The 23,470-nt window shown below is 61.7% G+C and carries 19 protein-coding genes; 7 read left to right on the top strand and 12 right to left on the bottom strand.

Translation table 11 applies throughout. The features are described 5' to 3' along the window. Positions 1-113 precede the first annotated feature (113 nt). The 4 genes from ACVWZM_RS34240 to ACVWZM_RS34225 all read left to right on the top strand — a co-directional run bounded on the left by ACVWZM_RS34240 (position 114) and on the right by ACVWZM_RS34225 (position 4,435). Positions 114-1,007: a branched-chain amino acid ABC transporter permease gene (locus ACVWZM_RS34240; RefSeq protein WP_456855685.1), complete on the top strand. Its 894-nt coding sequence runs from the start codon at positions 114-116 to the stop codon at positions 1,005-1,007. 3 nt (positions 1,008-1,010) lie between these two features. Next, positions 1,011-2,084, top strand: a complete 1,074-nt coding sequence (locus ACVWZM_RS34235; protein ID WP_253589806.1) for a branched-chain amino acid ABC transporter permease — start codon at positions 1,011-1,013, stop codon at positions 2,082-2,084. A gap of 60 nt (positions 2,085-2,144) precedes the next feature. Then, the gene (locus ACVWZM_RS34230; RefSeq protein WP_028338342.1) at positions 2,145-3,428 is read left to right on the top strand and encodes an ABC transporter substrate-binding protein; all 1,284 of its coding nucleotides are present in this window, start codon (positions 2,145-2,147) and stop codon (positions 3,426-3,428) included. 167 nt (positions 3,429-3,595) lie between these two features. Then, on the top strand, positions 3,596-4,435 hold the full coding sequence (locus tag ACVWZM_RS34225) for an ABC transporter ATP-binding protein (protein WP_028338343.1): 840 nt from the start codon (positions 3,596-3,598) through the stop codon (positions 4,433-4,435). Between the two features lie 64 nt (positions 4,436-4,499). Here the strand turns inward: ACVWZM_RS34225 and ACVWZM_RS34220 are convergent, their stop codons facing one another. Next, complete coding sequence (locus ACVWZM_RS34220) at positions 4,500-5,651, bottom strand: AGE family epimerase/isomerase (protein WP_253589805.1); 1,152 nt, start codon at positions 5,649-5,651, stop codon at positions 4,500-4,502. A gap of 95 nt (positions 5,652-5,746) precedes the next feature. On the opposite strand from ACVWZM_RS34220, the gene ACVWZM_RS34215 reads away from it, so the two are divergent. Both ACVWZM_RS34215 and ACVWZM_RS34210 read left to right on the top strand, forming a co-directional pair. Further along, complete coding sequence (locus ACVWZM_RS34215; RefSeq protein ID WP_253589804.1) at positions 5,747-6,970, top strand: AMP-binding protein; 1,224 nt, start codon at positions 5,747-5,749, stop codon at positions 6,968-6,970. Positions 6,971-7,074: 104 nt separating this feature from the next. Continuing rightward, positions 7,075-7,605, top strand: coding sequence for an HAD family hydrolase (locus ACVWZM_RS34210; protein WP_253589803.1), 531 nt, complete (start codon positions 7,075-7,077; stop codon positions 7,603-7,605). A 35-nt stretch (positions 7,606-7,640) separates the two neighbouring features. Here the strand turns inward: ACVWZM_RS34210 and ACVWZM_RS34205 are convergent, their stop codons facing one another. From ACVWZM_RS34205 to ACVWZM_RS34185, 5 genes are all read right to left on the bottom strand, one after another. After that, a complete protein-coding gene (locus ACVWZM_RS34205; RefSeq protein ID WP_253589802.1) occupies positions 7,641-8,738 on the bottom strand; it encodes a DegT/DnrJ/EryC1/StrS aminotransferase family protein in 1,098 nt (365 codons plus the stop codon). A gap of 18 nt (positions 8,739-8,756) precedes the next feature. Next, entirely contained in the window at positions 8,757-9,224 is a 468-nt protein-coding gene (locus tag ACVWZM_RS34200; RefSeq protein ID WP_253589801.1) for an acyltransferase, read from the bottom strand. Continuing rightward, a complete protein-coding gene (locus ACVWZM_RS34195; protein ID WP_229158739.1) occupies positions 9,221-10,282 on the bottom strand; it encodes a Gfo/Idh/MocA family protein in 1,062 nt (353 codons plus the stop codon). The genes ACVWZM_RS34200 and ACVWZM_RS34195 overlap by 4 nt, the downstream gene beginning before the upstream one ends. Before the next feature lie 229 nt (positions 10,283-10,511). Further along, a complete protein-coding gene (locus tag ACVWZM_RS34190; protein WP_028338350.1) occupies positions 10,512-11,528 on the bottom strand; it encodes an NAD-dependent epimerase in 1,017 nt (338 codons plus the stop codon). A 19-nt stretch (positions 11,529-11,547) separates the two neighbouring features. Continuing rightward, a complete protein-coding gene (locus tag ACVWZM_RS34185) occupies positions 11,548-12,837 on the bottom strand; it encodes a nucleotide sugar dehydrogenase (RefSeq protein ID WP_028338351.1) in 1,290 nt (429 codons plus the stop codon). A 442-nt stretch (positions 12,838-13,279) separates the two neighbouring features. On the opposite strand from ACVWZM_RS34185, the gene asnB reads away from it, so the two are divergent. Then, positions 13,280-15,214: an asparagine synthase (glutamine-hydrolyzing) gene (gene asnB / locus ACVWZM_RS34180; protein WP_253589800.1), complete on the top strand. Its 1,935-nt coding sequence runs from the start codon at positions 13,280-13,282 to the stop codon at positions 15,212-15,214. Between the two features lies 1 nt (position 15,215). Here the strand turns inward: asnB and ACVWZM_RS34175 are convergent, their stop codons facing one another. From ACVWZM_RS34175 to ACVWZM_RS34150, 6 genes are all read right to left on the bottom strand, one after another. Beyond that, positions 15,216-16,391, bottom strand: a complete 1,176-nt coding sequence (locus ACVWZM_RS34175) for a glycosyltransferase (protein WP_253589799.1) — start codon at positions 16,389-16,391, stop codon at positions 15,216-15,218. 107 nt (positions 16,392-16,498) lie between these two features. Continuing rightward, positions 16,499-17,308: a class I SAM-dependent methyltransferase gene (locus ACVWZM_RS34170; RefSeq protein WP_016847978.1), complete on the bottom strand. Its 810-nt coding sequence runs from the start codon at positions 17,306-17,308 to the stop codon at positions 16,499-16,501. Positions 17,309-17,330: 22 nt separating this feature from the next. Further along, positions 17,331-18,923 (bottom strand): glycosyltransferase, encoded by a 1,593-nt coding sequence (locus tag ACVWZM_RS34165; protein WP_253589798.1) that lies wholly within the window; start codon positions 18,921-18,923, stop codon positions 17,331-17,333. A 122-nt stretch (positions 18,924-19,045) separates the two neighbouring features. After that, positions 19,046-21,211, bottom strand: a complete 2,166-nt coding sequence (locus ACVWZM_RS34160; RefSeq protein WP_456855684.1) for a methyltransferase domain-containing protein — start codon at positions 21,209-21,211, stop codon at positions 19,046-19,048. 43 nt (positions 21,212-21,254) lie between these two features. Next, positions 21,255-22,118, bottom strand: coding sequence for a TylF/MycF/NovP-related O-methyltransferase (locus tag ACVWZM_RS34155; protein ID WP_229158729.1), 864 nt, complete (start codon positions 22,116-22,118; stop codon positions 21,255-21,257). A gap of 8 nt (positions 22,119-22,126) precedes the next feature. Next, positions 22,127-23,470: an ABC transporter ATP-binding protein gene (locus tag ACVWZM_RS34150; RefSeq protein WP_229158727.1), complete on the bottom strand. Its 1,344-nt coding sequence runs from the start codon at positions 23,468-23,470 to the stop codon at positions 22,127-22,129.

Below are 23,470 nucleotides of genomic sequence, written 5' to 3'. Positions count from 1 at the left end.
CTCTCCACGATCCCGATGCGGAGACAACCCCTCACCCGGCTTCGCTTTGCGAAGCCACCCTCTCCCGCAAGGGGAGAGGGTGCTGGCGCCGCAGTCCGGAGCGACCGTACCCCATGAACGCCCAGTTCCTGATCCAGTTGATCGTCAACGGCCTCGTGGTCGGCACGCTTTACGGCGTGGTCGCGATGTCGTTCGTGCTGATCTACAAGGCGACGCAGGTCGTGAACTTCGCGCAGGGCGAATTGCTGCTGGTCGGCGCCTGGGTGTGCTGGGCGCTGCTGACGAAGTATCAGGTGCCGTTCTGGGTCGGCATGCCAATCACGCTGGTCTTCATGTTCATCTTCGGGATCGCGATCCAGGTCGTGATCCTGCGTCCGATGATCGGCGAGCCCATCATCTCCGTGATCATGGTGACGATCGGCCTGTCGACGGTGTTCCAGGCCGCGCTGAAGTGGATCTTCGGCGTCAACCCGCAGCCGTTCCCGCGCGTGTTCCAGAGCCAGTCGGTCAGCCTGTTCGGACTGCAGATCCAGACCGTCTATGTCATGAGCCTCGTGGTCTCGCTCGCCATGATGGTCGGCATGGCCTGGTTCTTCCGCGCCTCCAAATACGGCCTTGCGATGCGCGCCACCGCCTTCAACCAGCAGGTCGCGCAGTCGCTCGGCATTTCCGTCAAGAACGTGTTCGCGATGGCGTGGGCGATCTCGGCCACCGTCTCGGCGGTCGCCGGTGTCGTGGTCGCCGTGGTCAACGGCGTGTCGTCCGGCCTCTCCGCCTACGGCATCAAGGTGTTTCCGGCCGCGATCCTGGGCGGGCTCGACTCGGTCGGCGGCGCCGTGCTCGGCGGCATCATCATCGGGCTGCTGGAAAACGTCGCCCAGTATGTCGACAGCCAGTACCTGCACTGGGGCAATCTCTACGAGATCGCGCCGTTCTACGTCCTGATCATCATCCTGATGATCAAGCCGTACGGCCTGTTCGGCACCAAGGATATTGAGCGGGTCTGATCAATGGCGACAAGCACACTCATCCCCTCGGGCGATTTCCGCACCAGCTATGCGGCCGACACCACGGTCTTCCCGACCGCAACCAGCCGCAATTTCGCGATCCTCGGCATCGTGCTCGCCTGCTTCGCGCCGATGCTGCTGTCCAACTACCTGCTCTCGATCGCGATCCAGATCGGCATCTTCGCGATCGCAGCCCTCGGCCTCAACGTCCTGGTCGGCTTCACCGGCCAGATCTCGATCGGCCATGCCGCGTTCTTCCTGTTCGGCGCGTTTACCTCGGCCTACATCTCCAACAACGCGCCGATCCCGGTGTTCTTCGCCATCCCCCTCGCCGGCGTCGTCACGGCGCTGGTCGGCCTGATCTTCGGCGTGCCGGCGGCGCGGCTGAAGGGACTCTATCTCGTGATCGCGACGCTCGCCGCGCAGTATATCCTGCTCGACTTCTTCTCGCGCGCCGAATGGTTCTCGGGCGGCTCGGTGCCGGCCAGCGCCAATCCGTTCTCGATCTTCGGCTACACCCTGCGCGGCGACCGCCAGTATTTCTACGTCGTGCTCGCCTACATGGTGGTCAGCTATTTGCTCGTCACCAATCTGATGCGCACCCGCGACGGCCGCGCGCTGGTCGCGATCCGCGATCACTATCTCTCCGCCGAGATCATGGGCATCAACCTCACCAAGTACCGGACGCTGTCGTTCGGGCTTGCCGCCTTCTTTGCCGGCATCGCCGGCGCGCTCTACGCGCACTATCAACTCGTGGTCTCGCAGGAAGGCTTTGGCATCGAGCGCTCGGTGCTGTTCCTCGCCATGGTCATCATCGGCGGCACGGGCTCGGTGATGGGCACGCTGATGGGCACGGCCTTCGTGGTGCTGCTGCCGGAATCGATGGAATGGCTGAGCGCCTGGCTGAAGGGCGGCGCCATCGACAAGGCGCTGCAGCTCAACAACAACATCACCTTCCTGCGCGAGATCGCGATCGGCCTGATCATCATCGGCTTCTTGATGTTCGAGCCCGACGGCCTCGCGCATCGCTGGCGGCAGATCAAGGCCTACTGGAAGCTCTACCCGTTCTCGCATTGACGCAAGGCACGGAACGCAACTCAAAATTCGGTTCAACGAATAGGCAGGAGGAAAGAAAAAATGACGATTAGATCCCTTTTGAGCTCGGTCTCCGTTGCGCTGCTGATCAGCAGCGCGGCCACCACCGCGCAGGCGCAGATCGCCATCGGCCATCTGCAGGACCTCTCGGGCGGCACGTCCGACGTCGGCACCCCCTATGGCCAGGGCGTCGCGGACACCTTCGCCTGGGTGAACAAGAACGGCGGCATCGGCGGCAAGCAGCTCAATGTCGACAGCAACGACTATGGCTACCAGGTGCCGCGCGCCATCGCGCTGTACAAGAAGTGGTCGGCGCCCGACGGCAAGGTCGCGGCGATCATGGGCTGGGGCACGGCGGATACCGAAGCCCTCACCGGCTTCCTGGCGCAGGACAAGATCCCGGACATCTCCGGCTCCTACGCCGCCGCGCTGACCGATCCGGAAGGCACCAGCGGCAAGGCCAAGCCCGCACCCTACAATTTCTTCTACGGCCCGAGCTATTCGGACTCGATGCGCGCGATGCTGACCTGGGCCGCGGAGGACTGGAAGGCCAAGGGCAAGCCCGGCAAGCCGAAATTCGTCCACATGGGCGCCAACCATCCGTATCCGAACGCACCGAAGGCGGCTGGTGAAGCGCTGGCGACCGAGCTCGGCTTCGAGGTGCTGCCGCCGCTGGTGTTCGCGCTGTCGCCCGGCGACTACTCGGCGCAGTGTCTCAGCCTGAAGAGCTCGGGCGCAAATTATGCCTATCTCGGCAACACGGCGGCCTCGAACATCTCGGTGCTGAAGGCCTGCAAGACCGCCGGCGTCGATGTCCAATTCCTCGGCAATGTCTGGGGCATGGACGAGAACGCGGCGAAGACCGCCGGCGATGCAGCCGACGGCGTGATCTTCCCGCTCCGCACGGCGGTGAGCTGGGGCGGCAACGCGCCCGGCATGAAGACCGTGATGGAAATCTCCAAGATGTCCGACCCGTCCGGCAAGGTCTATCGGCCGGTGCACTACATCGCCGCGGTCTGCAGCGCGCTCTATCTGAAGGAGGCGCTCGACTGGGCCGCCAAGAACGGCGGCGCCACCGGCGAGAACGTCGCCAAGGGCTTCTACCAGAAGAAGGATTGGGTGCCGGCCGGCATGGACGGCGTCTGCAATCCGTCGACCTGGACCGAAAAGGATCACCGCCCGACCACGAAGGTCGACCTGTATCGCTCGAAGATCTCGGGCGCGACCGATGGCGACATCAACGACCTGATGGGCAAGGGCACGATCAAGCTCGAGAAGGTGAAGACCGTCGACCTACCGCGCAAGCCGGAATGGTTTGGGTGGTAAGGCAACGGCTGATCACGTCCACAAATCGTCATGCGCGGGCTCGACCCGCGCATCCATCAAGCGAAGACGTATTCCGATCGATGGATTGCCGGGTCAAAGGCGAGCGGAAGCGACGCCGTCCTTCGGACGGCTATGCCCGGCAATGACGTCGAAGGGTAACACAGACCATGAACGAAACCCTCGAAGCCACCCGCCCGATGCCGACGGCCGTCCCGCCGCCGCCGCTGCTCAGCGTCAACAACATCGAGGTCGTCTATGACGACGTCATCCTGGTGCTGCGCGGCCTCAGCCTCGAAGTGCCGAAGGGCGCGATCGTGGCGCTGCTCGGCGCCAACGGCGCCGGCAAGTCGACCACGCTGAAGGCGATCTCCGGCCTGCTCAAGACCGAGGACGGCGAGGTCACCCGCGGCGAGATCCTGTTCGAGGGCCAGCGCATCAACGGCATCGATCCGGACAAGATCGTCCGCCGCGGCATCTTCCAGGTGATGGAAGGCCGCCGCATCGTCGCCGATATGACGTCGCTGGAGAACCTGCGGCTCGGCGCCTTCACCCGGCGCGACGGCGAGGTCTCCGATGACATCGACATGGTGTTCAAGTATTTCCCGCGCCTGAAGGAGCGCACCGGCCTCGCCGGCTATCTCTCCGGCGGCGAGCAGCAGATGCTCGCGATCGGCCGCGCGCTGATGGCGCGCCCGAAGATGATCCTGATGGACGAGCCGTCGATGGGGCTATCGCCTCTGCTCGTCAAGGAAGTGTTCGCGATCATCAAGGAGATCAACCGCGACCTCGGCGTCACGATCCTCCTGGTCGAGCAGAATGCGCGCGCCGCGCTCTCGGTCGCGAGCCATGGCTACATCATGGAACAGGGCAAGGTCGTGCTCGACGGCTCCGCCGACGAGCTGCGCGACAATGAGGACGTCAAGGAATTCTACCTCGGCGGCGCCGGCGACCAGCGCAAGAGCTTCAAGAACCTGAAGAGCTTCAAGCGGCGCAAGCGCTGGCTGTGAGGATAGCGAGCGTTTTCGGGCGGAGTTGCGTGTGCAGAAAACGCGTCAGACCAGGAAGGCGGTTCTATCCGAGCACCTGCTCGGCTTCAGTGACCGCGCAAAGCACATGATAGAACGACGACGCCGGGATCGTGGCGACCAGCGAATTGCCGTCGCGGTCGAACTGATCGTACCAGCCGCCGGCCACGGCATGGCCGAGATAGTGCCGCTCGAGCAGCACCAGCGCCGCACGCGCCTCGTCCGCCGCGCCGGCTTCGCCCGACTCGGCTTGCGCGATCCACGCCTTCGCCAGCTCGCTCTGCGGCCAAAGCCGCCGTGTGTGGCGGCGGATATTGCCCTCTGCGTCGCCCTCGTCGACCAGGCAGCCGGTGGCCGCATCGCAATAGCGCAGCGCCGACGCCAGCAGCTCGCCGCGCGGGCGCCCGGTCGGGCAGCCGGTGATGCGCTCGAATCCCTTCAGCAGCCAGACCCATTCCGCGAGGTGTCCAGGCTCGACGCTGACCGGCGGGATCTTCGACCAGTCCTCCTCGAAATATTCGCCGAGGGTGCGCGTCTGCTTGTCGTAGAGGTTGGCGAGGAACAGCGCGAAGAAATCGCCGGCGCGGTTCTGGAACGACAAATCGTGGGTCGCGTCGAAGCAGGCGATCATCGCCTCGAACAGATGCATCTGCGGGTTCTGCCGGCGCGGCATCGAGGGCGGCAGGCCCTCGTGGAAGCCGCCATGGGGCGAGCGCAGCTGGGTATCGAGGAACGACAGCAGCGCGTCGATCTCGGCGCGGATCTGGGCGTCCTGGTCGAGGCCGTAGGCGGTCGCGAGCGCAAGCAGCACGAAGGCGTGGCCGTAAGTGTCGCGCAGCGGGTCGTGCACGCCGCCCTCGGCCGTCAGGCTGTAGACGAAGCCAGGCCGGCCGTCCGGCGCCCTGGCCTTGGCCAGCAGGTAGTCCAGCCCCTTCAGCGCGACCGCGCGCCCCTCCGGATACCAGCCCAGCTGGGCCGCCTTGGCGTAGCAATAGATCTGGCGCGCCTGCACCATGATCCGGCGCGGCGCGGCGCGATCGGCTGTCCCATCCTGGTGCAGCCGGTCGACAAAGCCGCCGGCGCTGCTGTCCCAGCCTGCGGTCGACCACAGCGGCAGGGCCTCGCCAATGATACGGCGCTTCAGCCTCGCGACGACGTCGGCGGCCCCGTCCGCCGCAACGCTTTCTGCCTCAGCCATCGTGCTCCCTGGAACCGTCCCAATGTCAGCGATCAGCGTCTGATAGCACGGGCGGACCGGCACGCAACCCGCGCACATCCTCTCAAGGACCTGCCATGACCGACCATTACGACGCCCTTGAAACGCGCGATCCGGCCGAGCGCGAGGCCGCGTTGTTCGCCCGGCTGCCCGAGGTGCTGCGCAAGGCGATGGCAGCGCCCGCCTATGCCAATTTGCTGAGAGGCACCGATCCCGCCTCCGTCACCAGCCGGGAGGCGCTGGCCGGGCTGCCGGTGCTCCGTAAGTCGGAACTGCCGGCCCTGCACAAGGCCGCCCCACCGTTCGGCGGCTTCGTGGCCGACACGCCTGGCTCGTTCGCCCGGCTGTTCTCCTCGCCCGGACCGATCTTCGAGCCGGAGGGCCGCCAGGCGGATCCCTGGCGCGGCGCCCGGGCGCTGTTTGCGGCGGGCTTTCGCGAGGGGGATGTGGTGCTGAACACCTTCAGCTATCACCTCACCCCCGGCGGCTTCATCTTCGACGCCTCGGCGCGGGCGCTCGGCTGCGCGGTGATCCCGGCGGGCCCCGGCAATACCGAGCAGCAATTCGAGCTGATCGAGGCCTATCGCCCGGTCGGCTATAGCGGCACCCCGGACTTCCTGAAGATCCTGCTCGACGCCGCCGCCACCGCCGGCCGCGACGTATCCTCGATCAAGCGCGCGCTGGTCTCAGGCGCGGCATTTCCGAAATCGCTGCAGGAGGAGATGAAGTTGCGCGGCGTCGAGGCCTACCAGGTCTTCGGCACTGCCGATCTCGGCCTGATCGCGTTCGAGACCGCGGCGCGCGAGGGGATGACGGTCAATGAGGATCTCATCCTGGAGATCGTCAAGCCCGGCACCGGCGATCCGGTTGCGCCGGGTGACGTCGGCGAGATCGTGGTGACCTCGCTCGATCCGCACCATCCCTGGATACGCCTCGCGCTCGGCGACCTGACCGCCGCCCTGCCCGGCGCGAGCCGGTGCGGACGCACCAACATGCGCATCAAGGGCTGGATGGGCCGCGCCGACCAGACCACCAAGGTGAAGGGGATGTTCGTGCGCCCCGAGCAGATCGCGGAGATCGGCAGGCGCCATCCCGAGCTCGGACGGTTGCGCCTCGTGGTCACGCGCGCCGGCGAGGCCGACGCGATGACGCTGCGGGCCGAATGTGCCTCGGCGGCGGATGCCCTGCAGAGCGACGTCGCGGCAACGCTGCGTGCCGTGACAAAGCTCGGCGGCACCGTCGAGCTGGTCGGCACCGGCTCGCTGCCGAATGACGGCAAGGTGATTGCGGACGAGCGTTAGGCCTTGGGATCACCCGGCGTTTGATCGGTCCAGATTTGTCGCGCGAGGCGTTGTGAACTATTGAGCTAGCTCGTGCCTCGTGGAGACGGACGGATCATCACCTCATGAGCAGCGCTTCCGGAGATCAGCCGCGAAGGCCGGCCGTCTTCTTCGATCGGGACGGCGTCCTGAACCAGGACATCGGTTACCTGTTCGAGAGCCACAGGCTGGTCTGGATCGACGGCGCGCGCGAGGCGGTCAAGGCCGTCAACGACATGGGGTATTTTGCGTTCGTCGTGACCAACCAGTCAGGCGTCGCAAGGGGTCTCTACGAGGAGACACACGTGCGGCAGCTTCACGACTGGATGGCCGATGAGCTCGGCAGGATCGGCGCGCATATCGACGCCTTTGAATACTGCCCGTTCCATCCTGAAGGGACGGTTGAACGATATCGGCAGGTCAGCCACCGCCGCAAACCGTCGCCGGGCATGATCAATTATCTGCTCGAACGCTTTCCGGTCGACGTCGAACGCAGCTTTCTGGTCGGCGATCAGCCGACGGATCTCGAGGCTGCGCGCGCAGCCGGGCTGAAGGGCTACCTGTTCTCAGGCTCCAATCTGGAAAAGTTCCTGAGGCCTCTGCTGCTCGAGAGCTGAAGACCACAGCGTCAAGCGCGAGGCCCCGATCGCGATCAGAACTTCCGGATCAGCTCGATCACCTCGTCCTGCTGCCGGCGCGTGATCTCGGCGAACATCGGCAGCGAGAGAATCCGGCCCTGATCGCGATGCGCGTTGGGGAACTGCTCCGGCCGATGCTCGAACCGCGCATAGGCCGGCAGGAATGGCAGCGCGGTGGGATAGTTGATGGCGGTCTGCACGCCATTGGCGTTGAGATGAGCGGCGAGCGCGTCGCGGCGCGGATGCCTGATCGTGTAGAGGTGATAGACGTGGCGGCGCGCCGGCGCGACCTCGGGCACCACGACATCCTCGATCTGATTGAGGCCGGCATCATAGATCTCGGCGGCGGCCTGCCGGGCCTCGGTCCAGGCGGCAAGATGCGGCAGCTTGGCCGAGAGGATCGCGGCCTGCATGCCGTCGAGCCGGCTGTTGATGCCTTCGATGTGGTGCTGGTGCTTCACCAGTCCACCATGGCGCGCCAGCATGGCCATCTGCTCGGCGAGCGCCGCGTCGTTGGTGACGACCGCGCCGGCATCGCCCATCGCGCCGAGATTCTTGCCGGGATAGAAGGAATAGGTCGCGGCCTCGCCGAAGGTGCCGACCATGCGGCCCTTGTAGCGCGCGAGATGGGCCTGGGCGCAATCCTCGATCACCCACAGCTTGTGCTTCTGCGCGATCGCCATGATCGCTTCCATATCCGCGGGCTGGCCATAGAGATGCACCGGGATGATGCCGACCGTGCGCGGCGTGATGGCGGCCTCAATGGCCGCCGGATCGATCGTGAACGTCGCCTCGTCGGTGTCGCAGAAGACGACGGTGGCACCGGAGTGGGTGATCATCGCAGCGGTCGAGATCCAGGAATGCGCCGTCGTGATGACCTCGTCGCCCGGCTTCACCTTCAGCGCGCGCATGGCGAGGTAAAGCGCGTCGGTGCCGTTGGCGCAGGACACGCAATGAGCGACCTCGGCCGCCGCCGCAAATTCGCGCTCGAAGGCGTCGACATAGCTGCCGCGAATGAAGGCGTTGTCACGGATCACGCCGGCGATCGCAGCGTCGATCTCGCCCTTGATGGACTGGTATTGCAGTTGCAGGTCGGCATACGGCACCGCCATCGATATTCCCCTATTGCCCTATTGGCTTGTCAGCAGCCGGCGCGCCGGATTGCCGGCATAGGTGCCAGGCGTCGTGATATGCTTGGTCACCACCGATCCGGCGCCGATGACGACGTCGTCGACGATCCTGACCGGCATGATCGTCGCATTGGAGCCGATCGACACCCGGTTGCCGATCACCGTCTCGCGCCACAGCTCCTTGCGTCCACGCGCCGGGCCGCCGGTGGAGAACGTGTCGTTGACGAACATCACACCGTGCCCGATGAAACAATCCTCGCCGATGGTGACGAGCTCGCAGACGAAGGCATGCGACTGCACGCGGGTGCGCGCCCCGACGATCACGCCCTTCTGGATTTCGGTGAAGGGGCCAACGAAGCAGTCGTCGCCGAGCTTGCAGCCATAGAGGTTGCAGGGCTCGACGATCTTGACGCGTTCGCCGAACGCGACATCGCGCACGCTGGCCTGATGCACGTCCGGCCGGTTCACGAAGCGACGCCCAGCCGGCTCAGCCGTGGCGTGAAGCGCAGCGCGACTTCCTCGCCGGTCTCGATCGACTCATAGAGGGCCGAGATCAGCTCCAGGCTCTTGCGGCCCTCGAGCCCGTCGACCAGCGCGGCGCGCTGGTTCTCGAGGCAATCGACCACATGGTGATAATAGGCCTGATGGCCGAAGCCGTAGACGTTGGGCGGGTTGACCGAGAACTTCTCCACGACGTCCTTGTCGGACGGCAGCTCGTCGACAAAGCGCCAGTGCCGGATCTGGTTGACCGCAAAGCCCGAAATCTCGACCGTGCCCTTTTCGCCCAGGATCGAGAGCGAGCCCTCGAGATCGGTCGGGCGCGCCGCGGTGGTCGCCTCGATGATCCCGAGCGCGCCATTGCGGAACTTCAGCGTTGCAACCGCCGTATCTTCGGTTTCGATGTTGGCCAGCGCCGTTGCCGCGCGCGCATGCACGCTCACGACGTCGCCGAAGAACCACTCTAGCATGTCGACATGGTGGCTCGCCTGATTGGTCAGCACGCCGCCGTCATAGGCCCAGGTGCCGCGCCAATCGTCCTGGTCGTAATAGGCCTGGTCGCGGCACCAGCGCACCCTGACCGTCCCCAGGATGAGCTTGCCGAAGCGGCCGGCGTCGAGCGCCTCGCGCGCCTTGACTACCGGCACGTTGAAGCGGTTCTGCTTGACGATGAACATCTTGACGCCGGCCTGGTCGCAGGCCCGGATCATGTCGTCGGCGTCCTGCAGACGCAGCGCCATCGGCTTCTCGACCACGACGTGCTTGCCGGCCCTCGCGCAGGCGATCACATGCGCGGGGTGCTGACCGCTCGGCGTCAGCACGGCGATGGCATCGATGTCCTTCCGCGCCAGGAATTCGTCCATATCGTAATGGGCCGCAACGCCGAACTTCCCGGCAACCGCATCGGCGCGCGCGCGGATCGGATCGCAGACCGCGACCAGGCTCGCTCCTTCGATGTGATTGCCACCCAGGAGATCCGAGTGACGCTTGGCGATACGCCCGCACCCGAGCAGGCCAAATCTGATCATGCAACAGGCCCTGTCTTGTCTCGTGGCTGGCCAGTGCAACCAGCCGAAGAGCCGAGGGAACAAGCGGCCTTGCGAGCCGCACGGTAGCGTTCCATTACCCAGAAAACCCGGGATAAAGCAAGGCCATGCGCCGATCAGGTGGCGGACGGCACGCCGATTCCGCCATGTTCGTCGCCGGGCAGTGGGGAGCAAGCCCGATCCGCGCCGACGCCCGAATGTCAGCTCCCTGTCAAACCTTGTGGTACTCGCGGTACCACTTGATAAATCGCGCGATCCCATCCTCGATGCTGGTCGCAGGCCGAAATCCGATGTCCCGCGCCAGATCTTCAATGTCTGCATAGGTCGCCGGCACATCGCCGGGCTGCATCGGAAGCAGTTCCCTGATTGCTTTCCGGCCGAGCTCCTTCTCCAGCAGAGAGACGACGTGCAAGAGCTCCTCGGGGTTATTGTTGCCGATATTGTAGATCTTCCAGGGCGCCCTGCTGCTCGAAGGATCGGGCGCGGCTGTGGGGGGGATTGATTGCCCCTGAGGTGGCCGCGCCATGAGGCGGATGATCGCTTCGGCGATATCGTCAACAAAAGTGAAGTCACGGCGCATATCACCGTTGTTGAACAATTTGATCGGCGTTTCACTCAAAATCGCTTTCGCGAAAATGAACATGGCCATGTCCGGGCGGCCCCACGGACCATAGACCGTGAAGAACCGCAGGCCGGTAGCAGGGATGCCGTACAGATGGCTGTACGAGTGCGCCATCAACTCATTGGCCTTCTTTGACGCGGCGTACAGGCTGATCGGATGGTCGACATTGTCATGCACCGAGAAGGGCAGTTTTGTATTGCTGCCGTAGACCGATGACGATGATGCAAACAGCAAGTGTCCGCACCCGTTGTGGCGACATCCTTCAAGAATATTGATGAAGCCTTCTAGGTTTGCATCCACATAGGCATGTGGATGCTCCAGCGAGTAGCGCACGCCGGCTTGGGCGGCGAGATGGACAACGACAGGAAAACGATACGCGGCAAAGAGCGACTTGATACCCGCGCGATCAGTCAAATCGAGCTTCACAAAAGTGAAGTTCGGGTCGCGCTTCAGGATCTCGAGACGTGCTTCCTTCAGTTGAGGATCGTAATAGTCGTTGACGATGTCCAGGCCGACGACCTTGCGGCCCGCCGCCAAGAGGCGCTGGGCAACATGAAAGCCAATGAACCCGGCAGCTCCAGTGACCAGTGGTGTATCGTGCGACATCGCTTTCTCAGCCATTGTTCTATAGCCGCCAGAGCTCGATGCCGGCGGGAGCTACGCTACGGTCGAGCTTCGCTTTGACATCCAGAATGAGGCCCGTGCCGCCATCCAATAGGCGCTGAAAGAGCGGCCAGCCACCGGCGAGATAGCTATCATGCGCGACGGCCAGGATAACCGCATCCGCCGGGCGCAGGTCATCGAGATCAGTCAGCGTCAGCCCATATTCATGGCTTGCATCCTCCGCATTCGCGAGAGGATCGTGCACCTGAACGTGAATACCAAATGTCTCAAGCTCACGAATGATGTCGACCACACGGGAGTTGCGCGTATCCGGGACATTTTCCTTGAAGGTCAGGCCAAGTACCGTAACGGTGCTTTTGCCCCCCTTGCCCTTCCCGCGAAGCAGCATTCGAACACATTCACGCGCAATGCGCTGACCCATGCCGTCATTGATCCGGCGACCGGCCAGAATCACCTCCGGATGGTAGCCCGCTCGCTCGGCACGAAAAGTCAGGTAGTAGGGGTCGACGCCGATGCAGTGGCCGCCAACGAGGCCGGGCTGAAACGGCAGAAAATTCCATTTTGTGCCCGCGGCCGCCAAAACGTCGCCAGTGTCGATATTCAGCACCTGAAAGATCAGCGATAGCTCGTTCATGAACGCGATGTTCAGATCGCGCTGCGTGTTCTCGATGACCTTGGCAGCCTCGGCCACCTTGATGGAAGGTGCGCGATGGATGCCGGCCGTCACGACGGACCCATAGACATTAGCAACGATGTCGAGCGTTTTCGGATCCTGAGCAGAGACGACCTTCATGATGGTCTCGAAACGGTGCAGTTTGTCACCGGGATTGATCCGCTCGGGAGAGTACCCGACCGTGAAGTCCACGCCCGGCTTCAAATGGGAGACCTCGGCCAGGATGGGGATACATTCCTCCTCGATCGCGCCCGGATAAACCGTCGATTCGTAGACGACGATGTCACCCTTCTTGAGCGCACCGCCGACCGTGCGCGATGCGGCAATCATTGCCCCCAGATCCGGCCGGTGCGCATCGTCGATTGGCGTCGGCACAGTGACGATGAAGAAATCCGAGTCCCGGATCGCCACCGAATCCACGGAGAACGTCAGCGACGGATGGCGAAGATCTTCGGCGTCGACTTCACGCGTACGGTCATATCCCTTGCTGAGCTCGGCAACACGGCTGCGGTCCACGTCAAAACCGACGACGGGTATTCTTTTGCGGGCGAAGGCAACCGCAACGGGAAGGCCGACATAGCCCAACCCAATAACTGCAATCTTTCGGAAATGTGACATAAAGGAAGTTCCGGCTCAGGCGTACCATCGAGGCCGGTTGTTTAGCCGCCATACAGCCGACGTCGCAAGAGCGAAAGTCCTTAAGATACCAAGGATTCTGCCGCAAAAAATGAGCGCTATTGCCAGGGCGACCTAAAGAGAATACGAAGGCGTATTAACCTCTTCGGCCCCTCTTGCGTCCTTTGAGACACCTGCGACACGGCCAAAATGCGTCGGCTCTGAGCTTCGTCGACCCAATACCGGCGTCGCCAACTTTGCCTTATCCGGTTCCCTCGGGATAACCTTCGCGGCTATTGGTTCGCGCCTGAGCCAGGTCATCAACCGTGGATGCCGTCTTATTGTCGTGGTTTAGATGCGATATGAGCTAATTCTGCTGGACGGGCAATCTCCCTGGCTCGGCCCCTGCCCGCTGACCGATTTGCAAGCCTTCCGGTAGGGCACGATGTGCGGAATCGCCGGATTTCTCGCGGACCCCAGCAGTCGGACATCGGTCGACCAGCTTAAATCCATCGCCGACGCCATGGACGTCAGCCTGGAACATCGCGGTCCCGACGACCACGGCATATGGGTCGATGCCGAAGCTGGTGTTGCCCTCGTTCACCGCCGCCTGTCGATCGTGGATCTTTCGCCCGCCGGACACCAGCCCATGCACTCGTCCGATGGCCGCTTCGTGATGGTCTACAATGGCGAGGTCTACAGCCACCTTCCAATCCGAGCCGAGATCGAAGCGACCGGCCACCGTTTTCGCGGACACTCGGACACCGAGGTCCTGCTCGAATCGTTCGCGCGATACGGAATCCGCGCCACGGCTGACCGACTGATCGGCATGTTTGCGATCGCGATCTGGGACAGGCAAGAGCGAACCCTGAAGCTCATTCGCGATCGACTCGGCATCAAACCGATCTATTGGGCCAAGATCGGCGGGCTGTTCATGTTCGGCTCGGAGCTCAAGGCGCTGCGCCGGCATCCGGGATGGACGCCGCGGATCGAACCGGCGGCGGTCGCCTCGTTCATGCGACACAACTATATTCCGGCTCCGCACACCATCTATCGGGATGTCTACAAACTCGAGCCGGGGACTATTCTGACCCTGGAATTCGGCCGCGAACTACAAATTGATAAGTTCTGGGATGCCCGGCAGGTGGCTCTCGACGGCCTGAGCAACCCGCTCTCCGGAGACGAGGCGTCGCTGGTCGAACAACTCGAGACGCTTCTTGTCGATGCCATCCGCAAGCGAACGATGGCGGACGTGCCGCTCGGCGCATTCCTTTCCGGCGGAATCGATTCATCGACCGTCGTCGCGTTGATGAAGGCCGCAAACGTCGGACCGGTAAAGACGTTCTCGATCGGCTTTGAGCAAAAGGCCTTTAACGAGGCACCTCACGCCGCTGCGATCGCCAAGCATCTCGGAACCGAGCACACCGAACTCATCGCAACCTCGCAGCAAGCGCTCGAGGTCGTACCGAAGCTTTCCGAAATCTTCGACGAGCCGTTCGCTGACTCGTCACAGATTCCGACCTACCTGGTTTCGGCGATGACACGCAAGCACGTCACCGTCGCACTTTCGGGCGATGGCGGCGACGAACTCTTCTCGGGCTACAATCGATATCAGCTGACCCGGCGTTCCTGGAGGATGCTTTCGCTGGTGCCGACCCCCGCGCGAAAGGCACTCGCAGCGGGCCTGACTTCGGTAAGCTCGGAGCGATGGAACGCGATTTTCGACTACCTTCCGGAGCACAGCTATCCACGACTGCCGGGCGACAAGATCCATAAATTCGCGAACGTGCTCGGGTTGAACGATGCCGATGAGCTGTACAGAAAGCTGATCAGCCATTGGGACCCGGATAGCATTGCGCCCGGCGTGGCGGAAGCCCGTGGGGTCTTGTGGGACAATTCCGTACGGACCGACTTTCCGAACTTGCTCGATCGAATGCAATTCCTCGACTCGGTGACCTATCTTCCCGACGATATCCTGACGAAGGTCGATCGTGCGAGCATGGCGGTCGCTCTTGAAGCGAGAGTGCCGCTGCTCGATCACCGCGTTGTCGAAATGGCCTGGCGGCTCCCGCACTCCGTCAAGATCCGGCGCGGCGTCAGCAAATGGCTGTTACGTCAGGTTCTGTACCGTCACGTCCCGAGAAATCTCGTCGAGCGTCCAAAGATGGGCTTTTCTGTTCCACTCGACGAATGGCTGCGCGGGCCGTTGCGGCAGTGGGCGGAAAATCTGCTTTCCGAGAAGCGGTTGCGGGAGACGGATTTCTTCGACGTCGCGCTCATTCGCCGGCACTGGACCGAGCATCTGTCGCGCAAGCGCAACTGGCAATACGCGCTCTGGGACGTCTTGATGTTCGAAGCCTGGCGTGAACGGTGGGGATAGATTACTTCGAAAGCCGGATGCTCGGGATATCATTCGGAATCTTGCCCTCCAGCAAGCCGCGATAAAGATCCTCATAGCGCGACACACAAGCATCCAGGCTGAAGGTCTTTTTAGCCCGGTCTGCCGCCTTCATGCCCATTCTGGCGCGCAATGCCCCGTCCGCTGAGAGAAGAAGTATTGCCTTGCTCATCGCTTTGGGATCACGCGGCGGCACGATGAACCCGGTTTCTCCGTTGATATTCGCCTCGGGATTTCCTCCCACGTCGGTTGCGATCACCGGAAGTCCGGCCGCCATGCTCTCGAGCACCGCGTTCGAGAACCCCTCCTCGTGCGAGGACAGAACACCGATGTCCGCGCCACACAGGAGATCAGGCACGTCGCTTCTTGAATCGAGAAAGAGCACGTTGTCGGCTATTTTGAGATTCGTCGCTTGCTCACGCAGCGCCCCGCCGATTCCGTCGTCGCGCCCCACCACTAAGAGCCTCCAGCCGGCGGGCAAATGAGGGCAAGCCATCGAAAAGGCCACGAGCAAATCCTGATGTCCTTTGTAAGGGATGAGGTTTGCCACCATAATGAAAACAAGCGCGTCTTGATCGATTTCGAGGGAGGCACGCACGCCCTGCCGCACCATCGAAGACTTTTGATACTTTGCGAAATCGATGCCGTTGTAGATCAGGCCGAGCCGATCTGCCCGGACGTTTTCGTCATCATGCAGTTGGCGCACCACGCTGTTTGAATTGCCGAGAATGGCCGTCATATGGGGATGCAGCCAGCCTTCGATCGCAGGACTAAAGCGAATGTTGCGCTGATAGTAATTGAGGCTTCGTCGGCTCATGATCCGAACGGGAACGCGAGCCAGAATCGACGCCGGAGCCCCCAGGATGTATGCCCCAGGCAAAAAGAAATGAGCGATTGCCGGACGAAATCGGCGCATGACCCGGCAAAGCCAGAGTACCGTCTCAGCGAGACGCACGAGGCTTCGTATCCGAGACGCGCCGCCGGAACGCCGCGCGACCGGACGGGCTATCACCTCGAAGCCGGCCGCCTCCAGACCGTCTGCGAGCTTGCCTCTTTCGGTCAAGCAACAAACGACCGGCTTCCATCGGCCGCGATCAAGTCTCGGGATGATCTGTGCCAGATGCCGCTCGGCTCCCCCGACATCGAGGGAGCCGATCACGTATATGATCGGGAGTGGGCTCATTGTCTGAAAATCAATGACATCCTCGCCGCGACCGCGAACGCCTTGTCGCGATCCCATGCGGCAGGGCACATAGCATCGTTCCTCTACGCATTCCGAACAAACAGGAATTCGGAATTTGCTTCGCCGGTTGCGATCTTCTCGAGCTTGAAGCCCATCTTCTCGACAAAATCGATGGCGTCCTTGTCGTAGACGAACTCCATGGGCCAGCCGCCGAGCCAATCGCGGATGTCGGTAAACTTGTTCATGCCGCGCATTTTCTTGTATTCCCGCACCCGCCGCAGGAACGCGGGCAAATTGCGCGGATCTCGGTACATCTCGAAACGCCAGACGTACCAACCGTCCATAAGCCTGCGCCGCAGCCAACCGGAAGCAACGTATCGGCGCTTCACATCAAGCCAGAACTCCGGAGTCGGGTCTTTCTGCACGTCGGCCGAGTAGAGTGCGATGTAGAACAGTCCTCCCGGCTTCACTCGGCTGGCTGCATTTTGAATCGCATGCCAGACCTCGCCCGTGTGATGCAGCACACCCCACGAATAGACCAGATCGTAGAGCGGCAATTTGGCGACGTAGGCATCGTCGAGAACCGACCCCTGCTCCGCGGTCCAATTGGCAGGGTTGCCAGCTTGCGACTGGACAAATTTGCTGGCCCGGACCGAATCCGGATCATAGTCGAAGCCGTCCACCCGGGCGGCGCCTGCATCCAGCATGGCAATCGAATGCAGCCCGCTGCCACAGCCAATATCGATAACCGTCAGGCCATTGAGATCGGAACGCCCCATGAACTGAAGGATATGACGCTTCGAAGTCTGAACCTTCTCCGCGTCAAAATTCTTCTGAATGAAGTCATGCCAATTCTTTCCGAACTCGAAGCGCTTCTCTTCTACCTGGTCCATCAAATTGTCCTCTGGAATCCGTTTAACCATACACCGCGAGCGTTTCATCGATCGCACGCTGAACCCCGAAGCGCTTGAACGCGAACTCAGGACCATCTTTCGCCGCGGCTTCTCGCCAGTGGCCGTCTCGCAAAAGGCGCACGATTTGGCAAGCACTCGATGCCGCGTCCCAGCCTTGGAGAACCCACCCTGACTTGCCGTGATTGACAGCCTCTGGCGCGCCGCCGGCGGGCGTCGTCACGGCGGGCACCCCCAGGAACTGCGCTTCGACCAAAACGTTCGGAAGCCCCTCCGCACGGGAGGTCAGAAGCATCAGGTCCATGCTGGCAATAGCGGCCATCGACTCCTTCAGATGGCCCGCGAAAAACACGGCTCCTGCCAAATCGTCAGCAGCCGCGCGAGCCTCCATGACCGCGCGCAAAGGTCCATCTCCAACGATCAGAAAACGCACATCAGGCAGTTCCCGGCGGATGAGCGCTGCGATCTCCAGCCACAGCATGGGGCACTTTTCCTCGGTGAAGCGCATCACGGTCCCCACAACCTGCGCGCCGGGTTCAATCCCGACGCGCTGTCGGAGCTTGGCGCAATCCGCCTTGTACCCCGCCAGCTCGGACTCATCAAAGGCATAACCATTGCGGACAACGCCAATCGAGTCCTTGGCCAATCCAAGCCACGCCTCGTAAGCCCTCGCGCCGGCCGCACTGTTGTTGATCATCTTGACACCCGGCTGACGCGCGAGCCAGCGGTAGCTTTCACGCATGTATGGCTGATGAAAAACGAAATTGATCGGCGGCAAACTACGTTGCGAGATGATGATCTTTGGCACGCCGGTCAGCACCGCCGCGATACCCCCTTTGATGTTGACTTCGTCGAGCCACAGATGGGCAATCTCGGGGTTCTGCGCCGCCAATGTCTTGGCATAGAGGGCCACGTCGTCCCGCAGTTCCGGCGGCAAGGCATCGACGATGGCCCGCCGCGCCGGTTCGAGGTTGCTGTCCACCTCAGTGCCGATGACGCTGGCTGCAATATCCCAGGACTCAAGCTCCGGCAGAAAAAACCTGCTGACTGGGGAGGATAGATTGACGCATGCCACGCGGATGCTTGGCTTCCGGCCTTCGCGAAGCCCCCGCGCCGTGACCACCAATTGGCGCTCTGCACCGCCTGGGCCAAGCGTGCCAATCATCATCGTCACACCGTGCTGCTGCGCAATCGATCTCCTCGCGGCCGAGACACCTTGCCTCTCCAGCTGGATACCGAACTGCCTGAGCGCGCGACGATGTCGTCCATCAGGCATCGCCAGGACGAGCTTGAGAATTCCACGCTCGACCCGCTCCACCATGCTGAGTTCTGCCGGATCGCGCGCCAACAAGGGACGACAGCGAGCCATCTTCGACCAGGCGAACAAATACGCATCTTTGAACGTGACGGTTGGAGGTCGACGCGGCCGGTACCGCCGAATAAATGCAATCGTGCGGTGCGGCAGATTGCGACGGACCGCCACGGCGAATGCCCTCGCCACGAATTTTGGACCTATTGCAAACATGGAAGAAACGGTCCGCGCCGGCGGCCGCCATGCAGCATTGCCCTTCGATGTCGCTTGTTCCTCCTTGCCCACGTTCTTCGCCCCCTAGACAAATGGCCTGGCCGGCCCCCGTTCAAATCTTGCGGTCATGGGTTTGCTCGATCCTGCTAAATACGCACGATGGGTTCGGCGCTACCTTCGGCCCGGTCGCCCGCTCACGATCGATAGATCCAGGACGGGAGCTTGGCTGCAAACCACCGCAGCGCCCAAGGTCGTTGCGGTCGATCTGCCTTCTCCACAACAGGATCAGCCGACGGACCCGCCTCAGCAACCTCGCTATCAACTGCCGAACCGACCGCAATTTCATCGCGGGCGGCCAGCATCCCGTCGGCCATGAGCTCAATATTAAAAGAAGTCTTGACCTGTCGCGGGGCCAGTTGCGCAGCTTTTTCTCTCCAGCGCAAGTTGCCTAGCAAGTCAACGATAGTATCAGCCATAACCCGCGCTGTTGCATCGGGCTTGAATATCTGCCCCGTCTTGCCATCCAGCACAGCCTCGGGAGCGCCTCCAGCGGAGGTCGTAGCGACGGGAACCCCAAGGGCCTGAGCTTCGAGAATGACGTTTGGAAGACCCTCGATACGAGACGCCAGAAAGAACAGGTCCATTGCTGCGATTGCCGCGGCCGGGCGCAGTTCCAGATCGGCAAATATCAATGCGCCGGTCAACCCAAGCTGCTCGGCGCGAGCGCGAACATCATCGAACCGCGCGCCATTGCCCACCAGCAGGAAGCGCACATTCGGCATCTTCTCACGTATCATCGCAGCGACATCGAGCCAGAGGAACGGACGTTTCTCCGTCATCATCCTGAAGACACCGCCAACAATCAGCATCTTCTCATCGATGCCCAACGCGGCTCGATATTGTTTTCTCAGGACCTTGGGTGCAGCATCATTGTCGAGGTCAATTCCGTTGTGCACGACCTTGATCGCTCCCTCTGGGAGCTCCAGCCACGCGGCATACGCGCGCGCACCAGCATGGCTGTTATTTAGCATCTGCAGGTTCGGTTGCTCTGCCAAGAACCGATAACAATCACGATGGTACCCGTGATAGTAAGGGAAATTGTAGGATGGCATATTGCGAAAGCAGAGCAATGTTCGGGGGATCTGCAGTACGGTCGCTGCAATGCCTCCTTTGATGCACACTTCGTCCATCCAGAGATACACCGTCTCGGGATTTACATCCGAGAGAACGTCGTAGTAGGCCCTTACGTCAGCGAGCTCCGGCGACAACACTTCAAATGGATCGGGATCCGCCGTCTTCCCGGATCCGGTCGGAGATTTGGCGGCAGAGAAGCCGTCGATGATTTTGACGCCCGCCTTCTGCAGCCTGGCTCTGAAGAAATTCTCCCGTTCCGTCGCCGGCGGATGGACGAGCGCCACAGTAACTGAATCAATCCCTCTCGATACGATCTGTTCGACCAAGGCGACCATTTGCCGTTCGGCGCCACCCGGGCCCAACGAACCAATGATCATCAGGATTCCACTGCGATGCGGCGACGCCTTTGCCGACGCGCTCGACATCGCCTGCGCAGCAAGGGCCTGAAAGGCCGTTAATTGCTCCTGATAGTCGGTCGCTCGCCCCTTCTGCCCAATGTACAGAAGTCGATTCCCCGCCCCAGCCTGAGTTGGCATGTTCTGGCGCATGTTCTCAAGCCAATCCGGCAGAGGATCAACGAGCGGCTTTCCGCTCCAGAAGGCATCGTTCGGGACAAAGATGTTGTCGTCGAACCCCACCTGATGCGTCACCACCTCATCGAAGCCGAACCGGGAGAGAAGCGCTTTCAGTGACGATTGATCGAGCGAGCGAACGTGCTGCCAGCGATGGAACAGCAAATTGCTGACCGGGCAGTACGCCATGTCCAAATCGAGATCTTCGTTGTTGGGCGTCGTGATGACCAACACGCCCCCGGGCCGCACAAAGCGCGCCAGACGATCGAGCGTGACGTCCATGACCTCGTCCAGAACATGCTCGATGACCTCGGACATGATTACGACATCAAAGGTCTCCGTCGAGTCCTCGCCCACGACGCCCAGGAATCCATCGAAATTCTCCAGTGCACGCTGCAGATTTGCCGCGCGTCCTTTCGACGGCTCGTATCCCGCCACGGTCAGGCCCCGCTGGGCCATGAAGCGAAGAAGGTGGCCATCGCCGGCACCGAAATCGAGAATGCGTCCGTGCTTTGGAAGTATGTGATCAATAGCCGTAATGACACTACGGCCGCCAAGCTTCGCGAAACTGAGTTCGGTCAGCCGGGTTTGCCCCACATTGTCCCAGAACCGGTTGACCAGTTCGGGGGTCCACTTCAAACGTTCCGCAGCCATGTCAGAGCTTTCTCACCATTGTACGAAGCAGTTAAGCCCCATCCTACTGCTTGATCGTGAAGGCCTGCCCCGTTGGCAAAAGCGCGAGATTCTCGGCCTTCGATTCGAAGAATTCGTCAGCTGCTTGTTTCGCACCTGGGCATGATTTGAACCCGTGGTCATCAAGCAGGATAATGCCACCCGCAACCATGCGAGGATAGAAGAACTGAAGCGAGTCGAGCGTGGGCTGGTAGAGATCGACATCGACGTGCACAAAGCGAAACCTGCAGTCGGCCGCTTCGGCAAATCGCGTGGGAATCCAGCCCTTGTAAATCCGATAGTTGTCGAACTCTCGCAAGCTCTGCGTCAACTCATCTTCGGCCGCGGTCAGAGAGCCCTTTCGCCAGTACGTGCCATCGACGGAAGCCGGCTCGGACAACCCCTCGAAACTGTCGAAGAGATGAATCGACATCGGTATCTTCCTGAAGGCCTGGCACAGCAAGTAGGCCGTAGCGCCCCTGTACGTGCCGCATTCGGCGGCATCGCCTTCGAGATGAAGCACGAGCTTCAGCAACTCGTTCATCGCATATTTGCGATCAAGCGAATGCCAGTTCCCTACATCCATGAACCTCATGTAGTAGGCAAGGAATGCTTCATCCTCGAGGAATATCCGAGCAAATTCGGAGAATTTGAACTTCGGATAGATGGCTGTCGTCAGCGCCTCCGCCGAAAGATAGCGTTCGAATTCGGAGGATTGAAACTCCAGCCCACGCTTCAAGAGCGTAAGAAGCTGAACAGCCTTGTCCGGCGCAAGGCTCTCGATCTCCGCCGCCAGCCGCGCAGCATCAGAACTGTAGACCGGGGCCGGAGCGGGTTGCACCGGGGCCGCGCTCTCGGTCTTCGCGCGCGGTCCCAGCAACGGCGCCATTATTCGCTTCAACATCCTCCGACAGCTCCGCTTACCCGGGCGACATCCTCTTGTTCAGAGGAGATCACGATTTCACTCTCCAGATTGACCAAGGCTGTCGTGAAAGCCCCTTTTGTGCCAACAACCCGGAATTGAATGGCATCCTCGACGAAATCGATTTTTGCACCATCGTGGAGATGCGCCGCGCCGAGCGTTAGAAAGAAGTCGCCCGCAGCCAACCACATCGTGCAATCGCACGCTATCGTCAGAACATCACCGGCACGGGCTTGCCACGCCACGCCATGGCTGGTGAGGTTGGTTGCCCCCCATACGACAGTTCCCCTGCGGTCCTTAATTGCAAAACCACAGGACAGTGCCGGAATGTCCACATCGCACCGAAACCGCATCGAAAAGCGATAGTTGCTTCCACTCTGAAGGAGCGTTGCGCGCCGTCCGTGCTCATCGAACACCCCCCAATCGAGCAAACGCCCCTCACCCGATCCATATCGAACCTTCGGCGCGATTTCCTCCGCCGGCAGCTCGGAATCGTCGGCATTCTCGACGGTTCTTTGACTGATCGCGTTCTCCAGCCCCGGCGACGACGCCTCTTCGGCCGCGGTCGCCGTGCTCGCTTCCGATTTGCCAAACAGCAGATTGTGATAGACCACCGATATCGGCCCGGCCTCGCCTTCCGCGAAGACTCGTCCGCCTTCCAGAATCAGGGCGCGATCGCAGAAAGTCGTAATCGTGTTGGTATCATGGGACACGAGCAAGATCGTCGCGTTCTTCTGCTTCAGCCGCTGGATCCAGCCGAAGCACTTCATTTGAAACCGCGCGTCGCCAACCGATAGAGCTTCGTCAACGATCAGGATATCAGGCTCGACGCTGATCGCCGTGGCGAACGTGAGACGCGCCTGCATCCCGGTCGAATAGGTCTTGAATGGCTGGTCGATGACATCCCGCAACTCGCTAAATTCGATGATCGAATCGAGCTTGCGTTCGATTTCCGCTTTGGGCATGCCGAGGCACAGCCCACCCATGAAAATGTTCTCTCGGCCGGTGTAGTCCGGGTGAAAGCCGGTTCCCAGTTCGAGGATGGCGGTGATCCGGCCGTTGACGTCCAAATCACCCGACGAGCGCTCGAGTGTTCCGGCGATGATCTTGAGCAGCGTCGATTTTCCGGCCCCATTGCGCCCAAGAATTCCGACGATCTCTCCACGCTTGAGATCGAGATCGACGGCCTGAAGGGCCACGCGCTCGGTGTGGCGCGGAACGCGGCGAATAACTTCCACCAGCGGATCGATTGCATGCTCATAGACGCGGTACGCCTTTCGCAGCCCGCGCGCACGGATGGCGATTTCGGATCCGGTCAT

The sequence above is a fragment of the Bradyrhizobium sp. USDA 4501 genome, assembly GCF_054062115.1.
The sequence above is the reverse complement of the archived record's forward strand: the minus strand, read 5'-3'. Positions and strand labels throughout refer to the sequence as shown.

Bases quoted from the DNA above. Each gene is read 5' to 3' on its own strand.
- ACVWZM_RS34240 (WP_456855685.1), top strand. From the start codon at position 114: ATGAACGCCCAGTTCCTGATCCAGTTGATCGTCAACGGCCTCGTGGTC.
- ACVWZM_RS34235 (WP_253589806.1), top strand. From the start codon at position 1,011: ATGGCGACAAGCACACTCATCCCCTCGGGCGATTTCCGCACCAGCTAT.
- ACVWZM_RS34230 (WP_028338342.1), top strand. From the start codon at position 2,145: ATGACGATTAGATCCCTTTTGAGCTCGGTCTCCGTTGCGCTGCTGATC.
- ACVWZM_RS34225 (WP_028338343.1), top strand. From the start codon at position 3,596: ATGAACGAAACCCTCGAAGCCACCCGCCCGATGCCGACGGCCGTCCCG.
- ACVWZM_RS34220 (WP_253589805.1), bottom strand. From the start codon at position 5,651: ATGGCTGAGGCAGAAAGCGTTGCGGCGGACGGGGCCGCCGACGTCGTC.
- ACVWZM_RS34215 (WP_253589804.1), top strand. From the start codon at position 5,747: ATGACCGACCATTACGACGCCCTTGAAACGCGCGATCCGGCCGAGCGC.
- ACVWZM_RS34210 (WP_253589803.1), top strand. From the start codon at position 7,075: ATGAGCAGCGCTTCCGGAGATCAGCCGCGAAGGCCGGCCGTCTTCTTC.
- ACVWZM_RS34205 (WP_253589802.1), bottom strand. From the start codon at position 8,738: ATGGCGGTGCCGTATGCCGACCTGCAACTGCAATACCAGTCCATCAAG.
- ACVWZM_RS34195 (WP_229158739.1), bottom strand. From the start codon at position 10,282: ATGATCAGATTTGGCCTGCTCGGGTGCGGGCGTATCGCCAAGCGTCAC.
- ACVWZM_RS34190 (WP_028338350.1), bottom strand. From the start codon at position 11,528: ATGTCGCACGATACACCACTGGTCACTGGAGCTGCCGGGTTCATTGGC.
- ACVWZM_RS34185 (WP_028338351.1), bottom strand. From the start codon at position 12,837: ATGTCACATTTCCGAAAGATTGCAGTTATTGGGTTGGGCTATGTCGGC.
- asnB (WP_253589800.1), top strand. From the start codon at position 13,280: ATGTGCGGAATCGCCGGATTTCTCGCGGACCCCAGCAGTCGGACATCG.
- ACVWZM_RS34170 (WP_016847978.1), bottom strand. From the start codon at position 17,308: ATGGACCAGGTAGAAGAGAAGCGCTTCGAGTTCGGAAAGAATTGGCAT.
- ACVWZM_RS34160 (WP_456855684.1), bottom strand. From the start codon at position 21,211: ATGGCTGCGGAACGTTTGAAGTGGACCCCCGAACTGGTCAACCGGTTC.
- ACVWZM_RS34155 (WP_229158729.1), bottom strand. From the start codon at position 22,118: ATGGCGCCGTTGCTGGGACCGCGCGCGAAGACCGAGAGCGCGGCCCCG.
- ACVWZM_RS34150 (WP_229158727.1), bottom strand. From the start codon at position 23,470: ATGACCGGATCCGAAATCGCCATCCGTGCGCGCGGGCTGCGAAAGGCG.